The sequence below is a fragment of the Streptomyces sp. NBC_00876 genome (assembly GCF_045207435.1).
Lineage (GTDB): Bacteria > Actinomycetota > Actinomycetes > Streptomycetales > Streptomycetaceae > Streptomyces.
In genome coordinates this window covers 8,056,689-8,070,512 of the sequence record NZ_CP108800.1, presented here as the reverse complement: position 1 = coordinate 8,070,512, position 13,824 = coordinate 8,056,689, and the positions used below count along the sequence as shown (strand labels likewise).

The 13,824-nt window shown below is 72.0% G+C and carries 13 protein-coding genes; all 13 read right to left on the bottom strand.

Features of this window, described 5'->3' with window-relative positions:
- Positions 1–24: 24 nt before the first annotated feature.
- The 13 genes from OG782_RS35185 to OG782_RS35125 all read right to left on the bottom strand — a co-directional run bounded on the left by OG782_RS35185 (position 25) and on the right by OG782_RS35125 (position 13,799).
- A complete protein-coding gene (locus tag OG782_RS35185) occupies positions 25–1,296 on the bottom strand; it encodes a sugar ABC transporter permease (protein WP_406458089.1) in 1,272 nt (423 codons plus the stop codon).
- Positions 1,293–2,081 carry an ATP-binding cassette domain-containing protein gene (locus OG782_RS35180; RefSeq protein ID WP_406458087.1) on the bottom strand — a complete coding sequence of 263 codons (789 nt, stop codon included), beginning with the start codon at positions 2,079–2,081 and terminating at the stop codon, positions 1,293–1,295. The genes OG782_RS35185 and OG782_RS35180 overlap by 4 nt, the downstream gene beginning before the upstream one ends.
- Before the next feature lie 100 nt (positions 2,082–2,181).
- Entirely contained in the window at positions 2,182–3,270 is a 1,089-nt protein-coding gene (locus OG782_RS35175; protein ID WP_406458085.1) for a sugar ABC transporter substrate-binding protein, read from the bottom strand.
- A 257-nt stretch (positions 3,271–3,527) separates the two neighbouring features.
- Positions 3,528–3,980 (bottom strand): flavodoxin family protein, encoded by a 453-nt coding sequence (locus tag OG782_RS35170; RefSeq protein ID WP_406458083.1) that lies wholly within the window; start codon positions 3,978–3,980, stop codon positions 3,528–3,530.
- A 198-nt stretch (positions 3,981–4,178) separates the two neighbouring features.
- The gene (locus OG782_RS35165; protein WP_406458082.1) at positions 4,179–4,715 is read right to left on the bottom strand and encodes an NADase-type glycan-binding domain-containing protein; all 537 of its coding nucleotides are present in this window, start codon (positions 4,713–4,715) and stop codon (positions 4,179–4,181) included.
- A gap of 824 nt (positions 4,716–5,539) precedes the next feature.
- Positions 5,540–6,106, bottom strand: coding sequence for a phage tail protein (locus OG782_RS35160; RefSeq protein WP_406458080.1), 567 nt, complete (start codon positions 6,104–6,106; stop codon positions 5,540–5,542).
- Between the two features lie 4 nt (positions 6,107–6,110).
- The gene (locus OG782_RS35155; RefSeq protein WP_406458078.1) at positions 6,111–8,090 is read right to left on the bottom strand and encodes a putative baseplate assembly protein; all 1,980 of its coding nucleotides are present in this window, start codon (positions 8,088–8,090) and stop codon (positions 6,111–6,113) included.
- Positions 8,087–8,521 (bottom strand): GPW/gp25 family protein, encoded by a 435-nt coding sequence (locus tag OG782_RS35150; RefSeq protein ID WP_406458076.1) that lies wholly within the window; start codon positions 8,519–8,521, stop codon positions 8,087–8,089. Before OG782_RS35150 ends, OG782_RS35155 begins: the two co-directional genes overlap by 4 nt.
- 6 nt (positions 8,522–8,527) lie before the next feature.
- Positions 8,528–8,815 (bottom strand): PAAR domain-containing protein, encoded by a 288-nt coding sequence (locus tag OG782_RS35145; protein ID WP_406458074.1) that lies wholly within the window; start codon positions 8,813–8,815, stop codon positions 8,528–8,530.
- Positions 8,816–8,848: 33 nt separating this feature from the next.
- Positions 8,849–10,789: a VgrG-related protein gene (locus OG782_RS35140; RefSeq protein WP_406458072.1), complete on the bottom strand. Its 1,941-nt coding sequence runs from the start codon at positions 10,787–10,789 to the stop codon at positions 8,849–8,851.
- Positions 10,786–11,586 carry a peptidase M23 gene (locus tag OG782_RS35135; RefSeq protein WP_406458070.1) on the bottom strand — a complete coding sequence of 267 codons (801 nt, stop codon included), beginning with the start codon at positions 11,584–11,586 and terminating at the stop codon, positions 10,786–10,788. The genes OG782_RS35140 and OG782_RS35135 overlap by 4 nt, the downstream gene beginning before the upstream one ends.
- A gap of 5 nt (positions 11,587–11,591) precedes the next feature.
- Positions 11,592–12,029 (bottom strand): phage tail protein, encoded by a 438-nt coding sequence (locus tag OG782_RS35130; protein ID WP_351002529.1) that lies wholly within the window; start codon positions 12,027–12,029, stop codon positions 11,592–11,594.
- A gap of 24 nt (positions 12,030–12,053) precedes the next feature.
- Positions 12,054–13,799, bottom strand: a complete 1,746-nt coding sequence (locus OG782_RS35125; protein WP_406458067.1) for a hypothetical protein — start codon at positions 13,797–13,799, stop codon at positions 12,054–12,056.
- Positions 13,800–13,824: the final 25 nt, after the last annotated feature.

The window sequence follows — 13,824 nt, the reverse complement described above, 5'->3', positions numbered from 1 at the left end:
TTCACGCGTTCACGCGTTCACGCGTTACGCGCGTCCCGCGGCCTTCTGGCTCCTGCGGGACAGGGAGTCGACGACCACGGCGGCGAGCAGGACCGATCCCGTGATCATGAACTGGACCGCGTTGCTGACGCCCATGATGTTCATCCCGGACTGGATGGATCCGATGACCAGCGCGCCGAGCAGCGCCGACCAGACGGAACCGCGCCCGCCGAACAGGCTCGTGCCGCCGATGACGGCGGCGGCGATGACGTTCATCAGCAGGTTGCCGCCTCCCGAGGTCTGACTCGCCGACTGGATCTGCCCGGCGAGGAAGAGGCCCCCGACGGCTGCCATGGTGCCGGCGATCGAGAAGACGGACATGCGGACGAACGGCACGCTGATGCCTGCCCTTCGCGCACCCTCCGAGTTGCCGCCGACCGCGAAGACCTTCCGTCCGTACGTGGTGCGGCGCAGTACGAAGTCCAGGACCACGAGCACGATCAGGAAGATCAGCAGGGCCAGCGGGAGGCCCTGGTACCGGTTGAGGATGTACGCGGTGGTGAAGGCGATCGCGGCAATGACGACCGTACGCAGCACGATTTCGGCGACCGGGCGGGAGGGCACTCTGGCTCTCCTGCGGCGCGCGGCGTCCAGCAGGGAGGCCGCCAGGAACAGTCCGACCCCTGCCGCCGCGGTCGCGTAGGCGGCTGCCGGGCTGTGGTAGATGGTCGAGTAGATCTCGGCGACGATGCTGTCGGCCGGGATGTTGACCGTGCCGCTGGAGCCGAGCACCTGAAGCATCAGCCCGTTCCAGGCGAGGTTGCCCGCAAGGGTGACGACGAACGCGGGTACTCCGACCTTCGCGAAGAAGAAGCCCTGGATGAGGCCGACGGCCGTTCCACCCAGCACGGCGATCAGGAGCGCCAGCCATTCGTTCATGCCGTTCAGGACGTTGAGTACCGCGAAGATCGCGGCGCACAGACCGCTGACGGACCCGACGGACAGGTCGATCTCGCCGAGGAGCAGCACGAAGACGATGCCGACGGCGATCATGCCGGTGCCGACGATCTGCTGGCTGAGGTCGGAGAGGTTCTGGGCCGAGAGGAACGTGCTGTTCAGACTGCCGAACACCGTCCAGATGATGATCACGGCGATGACGACGGGGAGGGAGCCCAGTTCCCCGCTGCGCATCTTGCGCCAGAACTCCCCGGCGTACCCGCGGATGCCCTCCTCGCGGACGAGCAGGCGGGTGTCGACGGCGGGCATGGCGTCGTGTGCGGGTTCCTGGGGGTCGTCGTGTGCGGGTTCCCGGGTCATCGCTCCTCCTCCTTCTCCTCCCGCTTTCGGGCCTGGCGGCGGGTGACGGCGCTGTCGGAGGCTCCGGTGATGGCGGAGATGATCTCCTCGGTGGTGGTCGAACGCCGGTCGAAGAAGCCGTTGTTGCGTCCCAGGCGCATCACCGCGATCCGGTCCGCGACCGCCATCACGTCCACCATGTTGTGGCTGACCAGGATGGTTCCGAGGCCGCGTTCCCTGAGCCGCTCGACCAGGTCTAGGACCTCGGCCGTCTGCTCCACGCCCAGGGCCGCGGTGGGCTCGTCCAGGATGACGACCTTCGGGTCGCCGATCAGGGAACGGGCGATGGCCACCGTCTGGCGCTGCCCTCCGGACAGGGAGGCGACGGGGATGCGGACGCTGGGGATGCGGATGGAGAGGGTGTCGAGCAGTTCGCGCGAACGCTGGTCCATGCGTACCTCGTCGAGCACGCCGAAGCGGCGGAGTTCGCGGCCGAGGAAGAGGTTGCCGACCACGTCGAGGTTGTCGCACAGGGCCAGGTCCTGGTAGACGGTCGCGATGCCGAGGTTCTGGGCGTCGTGGGGGCGGCCGATGGCGACCGGGCGGCCCTGCCACTCGATGACGCCCTCGTCCGGCGGGTTGACTCCCGCGATGGCCTTGACCGCGGTCGACTTGCCGGCGCCGTTGTCGCCGACGAGCGCGACGACTTCGCCGGGGTGGACCTCGAGGTCGAAGCCCGACAGTGCCTGGACGGCGCCGAAGCGCTTGGAGATCCCCCGCAGAGTGAGCACAGGTGCTTCCGGCAACGGAACCGCCTCCTGGGTTGCCCGTACGCACGGGCTGACACTCTCGGCCCCCGACGGGCGAGCCGCGCGGTGCGGCTCGCCCGGTTGCGTGGAGCCGGGGTTACTGGAGGCCGGCCTTCGCACAGGCGTCGGCGTAGGCGGGAGTGCAGATCTCATCGACGGTGTACAGGCCGTCCTTGACGACGGTTTCCTTGATGTTGTCCTTGTTGACCACGACCGGCGTCAGCAGCTTGGCCGGGACCTTCTGGCCGCTGCCGCTGGTGACGGTGATCGGCGTCAGGGACTTGGGGATGGCCTTGCCCTGGGCCAGGTCGACCGCCATCGCGGCCGCGGTGTCCGCCTCCGGCTTGTACGGCTTCTCGATGGTGATGGTCTGGGTGCCGGCCAGGATCCGCTGGATCGCGTCCAGCTGGGCGTCCTGCCCGGTCAGCGGAACGCTGATGCCGGCCGCCTTGAGTGCGGTGGCGATACCGGCGGCCAGGCCGTCGTTGGCCGAGTACACGCCGATGATCTTGTCCTTGCCGAGTGCGCTGATGGCGCCCGCCATCTGCTGGTTGGCGTTGTTCGGGTCCCAGTTCGGGGTGTCGTACTCCTTGCCGATCTTCACCTTGCCGTCGAGGACGGAGTGGGCGCCTGCCTTGAACTCGGCGGCGTTCGGGTCGGTCGGTGAGCCGTTCTGCATGACGATCTCGCCGCTGCCGGCCTTGTCGCCCAGTGCGGCGAGCAGTGCCTTGCCCTGCAACTCGCCGACCTTGTGGTTGTCGTACGAGACGTAGGCGTCGACGGGGCCCTGTGCGAGCCGGTCGTACGCCACCACCTTCACACCGGCGTCCCGCGCCTTCTGCACGGAGGACTGGATCGACTTGGCGTCCACGGCATCCAGGATGAGCACCTGGTCGCCCTTGGCGAGGGCGGTGTTCACCTGCTGCTGCTGCGTGGTGGCACTCTCGGCGGCGTTGTAGTAGTCGATCTGGGCGCCGGGGGCGAGTTCCTTGATCTTGTCCTCGATGTAGGGGCGGTCGAATTTCTCGTACCGGGTGGTTTTGCTCTCGGGCAGCAGCAGACCGATCTTCACCTGGTCGGCCGCGCGGCCCGCTCCCGGCTGCGCGGCGCCGCTCGTCGCCACCACTCCGAGTGACAGGGCTGCCGCTCCGGCCAGGGCTATCGCGCTCCGCAATGTACGGGTCATGGGAGGCTCCTTCTCGTACGGCGCCTCCCCTCCACCGGGAGAGCGCGGAAACGAAAATGCGCTTATGGCCTACATATCGACATTAGCGGCAACCCTGAGACCGGCAAGCGGGTGCCATCACCGCACGTCAGAGGGGTGGGAAGGCGGCTGGAAGCCGCTGCGGGGCGTGTTTCGCCCGTCCTGCGGGCGGATCGCGGGGCGGCATCGTACGGGCCCGTGCCGGTGACACCGGCACGGGCCCGTACGATGCCGCCGGGTCAGTCCGTCAGGCCGACGGCGAGAGTCGCCCCCAGCTCCCAGCACGCCTCGATATCGGCCTTGGCGGGCTCCCCCGTCACCGTCACGGCGTCCGCCGCGCGACGCCACCCCAGTCCGGTGGTGATCGACTCGATGGCCCGCACGGCCCCGGTGACGTCGTTGCCGCCATGCACGTAGTACCCGAAGGGACGGCCTCGCGTCGCGTCCAGGCACGGGTAGTAGACCTGGTCGAAGAAGTGCTTGAGAGCGCCGGAGATGTAGCCGAGATTGGCCGGGGTCCCGAGCAGAATGCCGTCGGCGGCGAGCACGTCGGACGCGGTCGCGGCGAGCGCCGCGCGCCGCACGACCCGGACGCCCTCGATCTCGTCGGTCGTCGCACCGGAGACGACCGCTTCGAACAGCGCCTGGCAGTTGGGCGAGGGCGTGTGATGCACGATCAGGAGAGTGGCCACACCCCGGAACCCTGCCCCGCCCGCCGCCCGGCCGCAAGCGAGGCACGCCTTGCGCGGCCGCGCCTCGCCCAGGGTGCGGCGCCTTGAGCCCCGAGCCGGCGGCCGGCGCCCTGTCCGATGGGCCGGCCCGTGTCGGCTCACGGACGTGTCTCAGCGGCTCCCCGAGCCACTCTGCCCTGACCGGCTCTCCCTGCTCCGTCAGGACCGGTGGCCGAAGAACTCGACCTCGGCGACGGCCACTCGACGGCCCTTGCCGGTCCCGAAGGCGGAGTCGACCGTGAGCCGGACCCGCACGATGTCCGTGCCCCGGGTATCGAAGGTCTGCTGACCCGCCTGGTCCTTCAGCGGGATCGTCCGCCTGGTCTCCTTGCCGTCCTTCGAGGTCAGGACCACGGTGATCCGAGCCGGCCTGGCCTGCGTGAGGAACTCGTCCTTGCGCGCGGACGTCCCGGAGAACACCACCATCTTCAGCGTACGAACGGGCTGCGCGAAGTCGCACTCCAGGTACTCCCCCGCGCCGTCACCGGTCTCCCGCACCGCCCAGTACCGGTTGTTGAAGCCGTCGAAGGCGGCACTCGCCCCGTGTCCGGACGCCGCGCCGGAACTGCGGAACGCCGAGGGCGGCAACGCCTCCGGCGCCCCCGTCTCCTCCTTGGCGAACCCGAGGAGGCCGGGCAGATGCGGCAGGGCGAACCAGATTCCGGTCAGCAGCAGGAGCAGGAGGATCGGCAGCATGATCCGGGGCCTGCGACGGGCCCGTGGCGGCCGTGTACCGGCGACATGGGCCTTGCGCGGCCCCCGGCGAAAGATCCGGCGCCACCAGGGCGGGCGGACTGCGGGAGGTGCTCCCGGATCGAGGAGCAGCGCGCAATGGATGCAGAGCGTGCGGTCAGGCGTGTTCTCCGTACGGCAGTTGGGGCACACCACCGGTACGCCAACGGCCGCCGGAGCCGACGATGCGGGGGCGCCGGGCTCCTCGCCGGGCGCCCAGGCCGCGGGGCCGGGCGCCGGCCCGTCCGGGGCGTCCCCGGGGCGCCGGGGCGCCGCCGCTGCCGGCGACGAAGGGGCCGGTGCCGTCAATGGGGGCGGTGGTATCCGTACGGAATCGGGCGCCTGAACGACGGGGGAAGCGGTCGGGCGGGCGGCCTGCGGAACGACTGGCGAACCGACCGGAGAAACGGTTGGCGAAACGGTTGGCGAAGCGGCCGGCGGAATGGGCCCCGGGCCGGGAGCAGAAACCGGCGCAGGACCGTATCCCGGGCCAGGACCGTATCCCGGGCCAGGAACGGGAACCTGCGCCGGCCCGGGGCCATGTCCGGGGCCGTGCCCGTGTCCGGGGAGTTGTCCGGGCCCCGGGGCCGACGGCGCCGGCGCCGGCGCCCCGGACGGACCGGTCGGGCCGCCCACCGGCCCCACCGGCCCCACGGGCTCCGGCGCGACGGCCACCGGCCCCACGGGCTCCGGCCCGTCCCTCTCATCCGGCTCCCACGCCAGAAACGCCTCGCAGGACGAGCAGAACTCCCGCCCCGGCGCGTTCCTGTGCCCACACGACTCGCAGATCACTGCGCAGCACCCCCCGCGCCCCCAACCGGGGGCAGGATCTCCAGTGTGAAGCCCACATGGGCCGGGACCTCCGTGCCGATGAGCTCCTCCAGCCGCACCCGGTCGATCGCCCGGCCCTCCTGTCCCCGGACCCGGATCGTCACCCAGGCGCGCGGCCCGCCGGGCAGAGCGGTGTACGGCACGGTCGACCAGGCCGTGCCGCCGCTCTCGGTGATCTCCGGCTCCGCACCGGTCTCCAGCCGCACGGCTTCGGCCAGCCCGCCCGCCGTCCCGCGCCGGGCGTGCCGGGCGACCGCGCCCTGTATCTCCGCCCGCCGCCGGTCGGCCGGAGCGTCCTCGTGCGGTTCCACCGCGACCCACTGGGCCAGCCACCCCAGGAAGTCCTCCGGGGCGCTGCGCGGGTCCAGGTGGGCGGGCAGGTTGTCGATCGTGAGCAGGACCGGGGCGAGCACGTCGTCGAGTGCGGCGAGGAACCGCTGGAGGAAGTCCTGCTCCAGGTAGACGGCCGGCAGCTGTTCGATCAGCGGGTGGGGGGTCGGGAGGCCGGTCACACCGGTACGCATCGTCCTAGGCTCCCCTCACCCGGAGCTGGTGTTCGTAGCTGAAGACCAGCGCGTGCCGGTCCAGCGGGATCTTGGTGGTGGCGTCGGTACGTACTCCGGTCACGGGATCGGCGCGGTAGAGCCGTACGTCCTCCACGAGGTCCACCCCCGGCACCCGCTGGAGCACGGCGAACGCCTCGCCCGACTGGACCGGCCGGCCGAAGGGCCAGCCCTGCCCGTTGGGCCCGCCGGACAGCGGGTTGAAGTATCCGTACAGGGCTGCGAGCGCCGCCTCCCGTACGCGTTCGGGGACCGTTCCGCGCTCGGCCTGCACCGAGGCGACGACGGTGACGCCCTGGTAGAACGGCGGCTCGACGGCGAGCCGGGCCCCGATCGGGCGCCGCGCCTCCAGATACCCGGCGATGTGGCGCAGCGTGTCCGCGGGAGGGATGAGCTCGTCGAACTCGATCCGGCCCTGCTCATCGCTGCGTCCGGCCGGTACGACGAGGAGCCGCACCCCGTTGGCGGACCCGTCGTTGTCGTCCCCGGTCCCGTCCGCGGACGCACCGGCCCGGATGCAGTGCACGCGTGCCGCGTCCGGGGCGACTTCGCGGGCCAGGAGTTCGTAGTCGTTCGGGACGACGGCCCGGTGCAGGGTGCGCAGGGTCATCGGTCCCCGCACCCGGGCGGCGTCGACGCTCTCCCCGTCGACGCCGCCGAGCGCCTGGCGGCGGTTCTCCACCCGTGCCACATAGGGGATCGCGCTGCGCAGGACCTTCAGCGTCGAGCGGGCGACGTTGCCGCGCAGCCCGCCGCCCGTGCGGTAGGAACGCACCCGTACGGTGGCTCCCTTCGCGGGGACCGCGCCGTAGTAGCGGATGCCGCCCTCCCGTTCCCGTACGGCAGGTCCGAACTCGACCCGGCCGGAGTTCGGATCGAGCGTGATGTGGCGGTCCTCCGGGCCGGAGTGCGCGAAGTCGTCGACCCGGGTCCACCGGGTGTACTCCGGCCCGTTCGCGGGGTCGGACACCTCGACCACGAAGTCACCGCGGACCACCGGCGGGCGGGCGAGTGCGAACACCTGGCCCGGCACGCCCTCCGCCGCGCCGAGCACCTCGTCGGCAACGGTTTCGGCATGCTCGGCGGCCGTGGTCGCGCCGATCGTGAAGGCGGCGACCCGGCGGACGACGGGCGGTGCCAGATAGGTCGGCAGTCCCGGCTCCGCCTCGATCAGGCGGCAGCGCAGCCAGCCGCCGGTGTGCCGCGCCACGGCGGTCGGGGTGTGTGTCGCCGGCAGATGGAGGATCAGTTCGCCGGAGCGGTTGAAGCCGCCGGTGTCGTCCTTCTCCACCTCGCAGCCCGCCCAGTCGGCTCCGTCCCACGCCTCCCAGACCAACGGGGGCCGCAGCGGATCGACGCCGACGCCCTCGACCTTGCAGTCCAGCCGCAGGACGACGACTCCCGCCGGCACGGCCGCCGACAGCCCCACATAGAGGCAGTCCCCCGGAGCAGGAGTGTCCGCGAAGCAGGCCACATCGCGGCCGATCGCCAACTCCTCCGTGCGGTCGGCCACTTGCCCGGACGCGGGCCAGGTGGCGAGGTGGGCGAAGGCGCACGGGACGATGGTCAGCTGGCTGCTGGTGGTGAAGACGACCGCTTCCTCCGTCTCCGTACGGACGGTCGCCACTTCGGTGCCGGCACGTACCACCACCGGGTCGGGCCGGGGGGCGGACAGCCGGAACGTCACCTCGGTCCGTGCGGCCGTGGGCGGGTGCAGCTGGACCCCGATCAGGTCGAGGAAGGTGAGGTAGTTCTTCTCCGGTACCCGGTTCACCCGGTAGACGAGCTGGTCGACCATGGCCGCGAACGCCTCGATGAGGGTGACGCCCGGGTCCGACACATTGTGGTCGCTCCACTCGGGACAGCGTTGCTGGACCCGGCGCTTGGCCTCGTCCACCAGGCCCTGGAAGCGGCGGTCGTCCAGATGGGGACTGGGCAGCGTCACGCGCCTGCCTCCTCGTCGTCGTGGCTCGTTTCCTGTGCGTGCTGCGGGATCACATAGAACGGGAAGACGAGGTTGCGGGGGTCGTTGGAGCCGCGCACGGTGTAGCCGATGTCGATGTAGAGGACCCCGTTGTCCGCCTCGTCGAACCGGACGGTGACCTCGGCCACCTCGATCCGGGGCTCCCAGCGCTCCAGCGCCAGCCGTACCTCGTACGCGAGCTGGCCCGCCGTACCCGCGTCGGCAGGCGCGAACACGTAGTCGTTGACGGCGCAGCCGAACTCCGGCCGCATCGGCCGCTCGCCGGGGGAGGTCGCCAGGATCAGCCGGATCGACTCCTCCAGCTCCCGCTCGCCGCGCACCAGGGCGATCGCCCCGGTGGCGTCCGTACGCGGCGGGAACGCCCAGCCTGCGCCGATGAACTGCTCTCCCATACCGGCTCAGCCCCCGATCAGCACAGTGGCGCAGCCCGACACGACCGGGGATCCGCAGCCGCTCAGATCCCCGACCCGGGCAGCCGGGCTCCCGCCGAACAGCACGGTGGTGGAGCCGGGCGGAATGATCACGGACGGCGGGTGTACGAGAGGGGAAGCGCACTGGTGGGTGGTGCCCACCGTGGCGGCGGGCTTCCCGCCGATCAGCACCGACATCACGCCGGGCGGCCCGACCGTGCCGGGGTGGCCGGTGGGGTCGGTGACCCGTGCGGCTGCTCTGGCTGCTGACGGCATGCGGTGTGCTCCTGTTCCACTGATTGCGGTACGTCAGTTGAGCTTGATCAACGGGGCGTTGACGGAGACCGAGCCGCCGCTCGTGACGTCCGTGCGCCGGCTGCCGTTGACCGTGACCTGCCCTCCCTGGACCTCCACCGCGCCGCCGGTGGAGAGTGCGACCTTGCCGTTCCCACCGTCGAGGGTCACGCCGCTGCGGGACGTCAGCGTGACGCTGTCCCCGGTGAGTTCCAGTGGCCCGCCGCCTGCGTCCAGCGCGACTCCCTCGGCCGCCTTGATGGAGACCTTCTCCTTGGCCTCGATCGTCACTCTTCCGTCGCTCTCGATGACGATGGCGGTGCCCCGGCGGTCCAGGTCGATCGTGAGTTTTCCGTCACCGGTGCTCAGCCGGACCCCCTGAGGGCCGTTCGCCGCGTCCAGCAGCTCCAGTTGATTTCCGCCCTTGGACGCGAACGCGCGGCGGTTCACCGCGCCGGTGGTGGGGTCGACGAGGTCACTCCCGCCACCGGGAGCCGCCGCACCGGCCGGGGCGGCGGGCCCACCACCCGCGGCGCCTCCGCCACCGCCACCGCCACCGCCACCGGGGCGGTCCTTCCCGTTGTACAGCCCCGCCAGTACGTACGGCCGGTCAAGATGCCCGTGCTCGAACCCGACCAGCACCTCGTCCCCGACCTCCGGGATGAAGGCCTCGCCGCCGCCCGTCCCGCCGGACTGCGCGGTGCGCGCCCAGTCGCTCGCGTACTCGTCCGACAGCCAGGGAAAGCGCACCTTCACCCTCCCGGACCCCTCCGGGTCCTGGGTGTCCGTCACCGTCCCGCTGACCAGCCCGGTACAGCGCCCGCCGCCCCCGGGCAGTCCCGCCGCACCCGGCCCGCCGCCTCCGGTGAGCCCGAACAGGGAGCGCTCCTGCTGCCCGGACACGGTGATCCACGTCTCGTAGCCGCGTACGGCGTCGAAGACATGACGTGAGGACGTGACGGTGTACCGGCCCTCGAACGGGGCGCCCACCGCGTTGAGTGCCACCGCGCTTCCCGCCCTGACCTCGGGGTTCCCCCGGATCACCGCCTCCAGCTCGGCGAACGAGCCGGCGATCCGCTCGGCCAGTGCCTTCGCCGCCTGGTCCACCTGTGCCTGCGCCCCGTACGCCGCATCCGTCACGACGAACCGCGCCTCGCCGAACGGGGCGGAGACCTCCGCCGCCGTCACCCCGAGTTCCAGCGTCGACGAGGTGCCGGCCGGGGCCCTGCCCACCAGGGCCTCCTTCGCCTGGACGTCCCAGCCGCGGACCTCCACCTCGGAGACCTGCTCCGCGGCCGACACCCCGGCGCGGCAGCGCAGCAGGTTGTCGCCCAGTTCCAGGACGAGTGGGTTGCCGCCGGCGCGCGCGGAGCCGTCGGGGGCCCCGCTCGCCTCGGCGGGCCGGGTGATGTGCAGCTCCCCGTCGCGCACGTAGGCCTGAGCGCCGGCCTCCTCGGCGAGTCCGCGCACGAACTCCCAGTCGGTGACGTTCGGCTGGGCGATGTGCTCGATGACGGGTCCGGCGACGTCCACGTTTCCCGGCTTCAGTCCGGCGCGCTGGGCGACCTGCCCGCAGATGTCGGCCAGTGTCATGTTCTGGTAGCTGGCGACCCGCCTGCCGCGCAGGAGCCGGTGCGATTCGTCCAGTCCGCGCACCACCGTGAACGTGCCGGTCTCGTCGAGCTCCACCTCCAGGGCCGTGACCACGCCTTCGAGCAGCGGTTTCGGGGCCGTGTCACCGCCCGCCCTGGCCAGCAGCCGGGCCTCGCTGCCGATCTTCAGGCCGGTCTGTTCCAGCAGCACGCGGTCGGGGTCCCGGAACCGCAGCAGGAACAGGTCGGGGAGCGTACGACTGTCGTCGACGTACCCCTCGACCAGGGTGTTCAGGAACTTCGGCGGCAGTGGTGTGCCTGCGAACTCCACCATCAGCGCGCTGGCGACGCCCTGTTGCGTCATCGGCCCGGCCTCCGGTCCTTGTCGTCGTCCATCCGGCTCAGTTCGTCGAGCGCGGGCAGCAGGAGCTGCGTCCCGGGCCGGAGCCGGATCGGGTCGTCGATGCCGTTCGCCTCGGCGATGACGCGCCAGGCGCCGGCGTCCCCGTACTCCCGGTGGGCCAGCGAGGGAAGCGAGTCCCCTGCCGCCACCCGGTGCACGCGCCGGGAGGCCAGCGCGCCCGATGTCGGGTTCTGGCCGGGTGTCTCCCCGCTGATCTCCTCCATGGTGACCTGGCAGACGGCCCGGATCGGCACCCCGGAGGTCGTGAACAGCGTGTATTTCGCCGCGACTTGACTCACGTAACCCGGGAATCCGGTGAGGCCTCCCCAGTGGAAGACCACCCACGGCGGTGACGACCGCTGCTGCTGCCGGGTCTCGCTCGTCGGCACACAGCAGGCGAACAGCTGCTCCACGGAGGTCACGACCCGGGTGTCCTGGGTGTCGCTGGCGTCGAAGAACATCTCGACGGTGAGCTTGCTGGGCTGCGAGCCCTGGTACTCCGGCGGCCCGGAGCTCTTCGCCCCCTTGGCCGGGGTGCGCTTCCACGAGGCGGCCTTCGTCAGGCTCAGCTCCTTGGGATTGAACTGGAAGTCGATCCGTCCGCACGGGCCGCCGGGCGTGAGTCCGCCACCGGTGGGGGGCGTCCGCAGTTCCAGGTACGCGTGCTCCAGCTTGGGCCTGGCCGAGCCGCCCTTCGCCGCGGACGCCACGCCGGACGTGCCGGCCGCGCTGAAGGCGATGGGTCCCGCACCACTCACGCCCCTCAGCCCTCCATCACGTAGCCGTGGTGGGCGATCTCGATCGTCTCCATCGCGACCTTCGGCGATTCCGGGGTGAACGAGGGACCTGTCCAGCGCACGGGTACGACCTCCAGCAGCCCCCACTGGGCCACCTTCCGCCCGTCGCCGGTCCGCGCCTCGATGTGCGCCGTCTTGCGGCTGAACCCGGTCGTCATCGTGGCGAACCAGCGCGCCACCTTCTCCGTTTCCCGGGTGAGCGGGCGGGAGAGCTTGACGTTGGAGTACTTCAGCCGGGTCGGGAGCTGCCAGAGGTGACCGTTGTTGCCGCCCTCCTCGCGGGTTTCGAGCACGACTTCGCAGCCCAGTCCGTCGCACGTGTTGAACGACCCGAGTTCGATGTCGTCGATGGTCACGACGAAGCAGACGCTGACGGCGGGGTCGTCGTCCGGGGCGGTGGCCATGGCACGTGCCTCTCGATCGTTGGCTCAGTGGCGGGTGTTGATGAGGTATCCGGCGCGTTCGCGTTCGAGGCGGAGGTCGGCCTTGAGGAGACGGCTGAGCGGTGCGTAGAGGGCCCGGACCAGTTCGTCGGTGACGGGCGGCGCGCCTTGGCCGGCCGGTGCCCCGGCGCGGGTCTCCGGCCCGGTCCCTCCCTCGCCGGCCGCGGGTCCTGCCTCCGGCCCCGCGTCCCCCTCCGGTTCCGGTACGGGGCCGGGCTCGGGTTCCGGTAACGGTGGCGGCTCCTCGGCGATCTCCGAATCCCGCTGGACGACCGGCCGTGAGGTGCCGCTCATCGGCGCGGAACCGAAGACGACGCTGCCGTCGGCCATGCGCTGGGCGACCCCGGCCGCGACCGCGAAGGCACCGGCCGTGGGCAGGGGCGTGCGGGAGCCGCCGCGAGCCCCGGGTCCGGCGCCGGAGACCGGCGCGGATCCCGGTACGGGCGGCCCGCCGCCGGTGTGCCGCTGCAAGGGGACTGCCGCAGCCGGCAACGGCGCTGCGGACGACGCGGAGGGCATACCCGGATCCGCGGTGACCCAACGGACGGGAACGCCGTCGGACACATTCCCGGACGGCCCGTCCGGCAGTGAGGGCCGCGATGCTCCGCCGCCCCCGGCGGAACGCTGCACCACCGCCCCGGCCGACGGACCGGAACGGTCCGGGCCCTCGGCGGCGCGGAGGGACAGCGGGCGGTCCCCGAGCAAGGGGGCGGTCGGCAGCCCGGCTCCGGTCCCGGGCACCGGGTCCGGCGCGGCGATGGAGCGCTGGACGGGGAAGGCCGGCGTAGCGGCCGGGTCGGCTGCGGGACTGTTCCCCCCGGACTCGTCTCCCCCGGGTCCCTCTCCCCCGGCCACCGCACCGGTCAAGGGGTCGTCTCCGAGCAGCGGGGCGACCGGTTCAGCGGACTCCGCCCCCGCGGAAGCCTCGGCCGGCTGCGGATCCACCGGCCCCCCGCCGTCACCGGGATCGGCCGGACCGCCCGGCGGCGGCGCCGATACCGGTGCGACCTCGCGTTGAACCAGTGGCGGCCGGGGCAGCGGCGGCTGAGCTGCCGGAGACTGAGCAGCCTGCCGTTGCGCGGTCGGCGGCAGACCCGGCAGCGGCGCCCCGAGTCCTGGCACGCGCCGGGGCGGCTGCGCCGGTGGTGATGCGACGACACGCTGAACGGCCTGCGCGTCCGTCCCCGACGCGGGCCCGGTCGCAGTCCCCGCCGCCGGATCCGTCCCCGATTCCGGCGGCCCGGCCTGTTCCATGCGCGGTACGAGGGGCTGCTCGCCGACGAGTTGCCGAACGGGCAGTCCGGCCGCGGCTGTTGAGGCCTCGGCGGAAGTCAGGGCCGGTGCGCTGTCCCCGTAACCGCGCTGAACAGCGACTGCGACGGGACCGGTCCGGCTCTGCGGCCGCAACGGCATCTCGACGACCCGCTGCACGGCGGGGGCGGGGCTTCCCGGCGCTGCGTCGGCGACGCCGTGCACGAGGCCGGCGGGCGCCTCCGGGCTGACCAGATGGCCCAGTGGGGTGCCGAGCGCGGTCTCCTGCCGGGTGGCCAGGGCCGCCTGGAATCCACCGGGGTCGATGACGAGGTCCTGCTCGGTCACGGACCGCTGGACGGGTGCCAGCCGGTTCACATCGACGCGGTCGCCCCGGTCCGGCCGCGGATTGTCTTCCCTGGCCGGGGACGGGGCACCGCTTGTGGAACGGCCGCCGCGCAGCCAGGACATCAGCCCCATGGTTCCCTCGTCCTCCTCTGTGCTC

Excerpts from the sequence above, each read along its gene's own strand:
- OG782_RS35185 (WP_406458089.1), bottom strand. The coding sequence starts at position 1,296 with ATGACCCGGGAACCCGCACACGACGACCCCCAGGAACCCGCACACGAC.
- OG782_RS35175 (WP_406458085.1), bottom strand. The coding sequence starts at position 3,270 with ATGACCCGTACATTGCGGAGCGCGATAGCCCTGGCCGGAGCGGCAGCC.
- OG782_RS35165 (WP_406458082.1), bottom strand. The coding sequence starts at position 4,715 with ATGCTGCCGATCCTCCTGCTCCTGCTGCTGACCGGAATCTGGTTCGCC.
- OG782_RS35160 (WP_406458080.1), bottom strand. The coding sequence starts at position 6,106 with ATGCGTACCGGTGTGACCGGCCTCCCGACCCCCCACCCGCTGATCGAA.
- OG782_RS35150 (WP_406458076.1), bottom strand. The coding sequence starts at position 8,521 with ATGGGAGAGCAGTTCATCGGCGCAGGCTGGGCGTTCCCGCCGCGTACG.
- OG782_RS35145 (WP_406458074.1), bottom strand. The coding sequence starts at position 8,815 with ATGCCGTCAGCAGCCAGAGCAGCCGCACGGGTCACCGACCCCACCGGC.
- OG782_RS35140 (WP_406458072.1), bottom strand. The coding sequence starts at position 10,789 with ATGACGCAACAGGGCGTCGCCAGCGCGCTGATGGTGGAGTTCGCAGGC.
- OG782_RS35130 (WP_351002529.1), bottom strand. The coding sequence starts at position 12,029 with ATGGCCACCGCCCCGGACGACGACCCCGCCGTCAGCGTCTGCTTCGTC.
- OG782_RS35125 (WP_406458067.1), bottom strand. The coding sequence starts at position 13,799 with ATGGGGCTGATGTCCTGGCTGCGCGGCGGCCGTTCCACAAGCGGTGCC.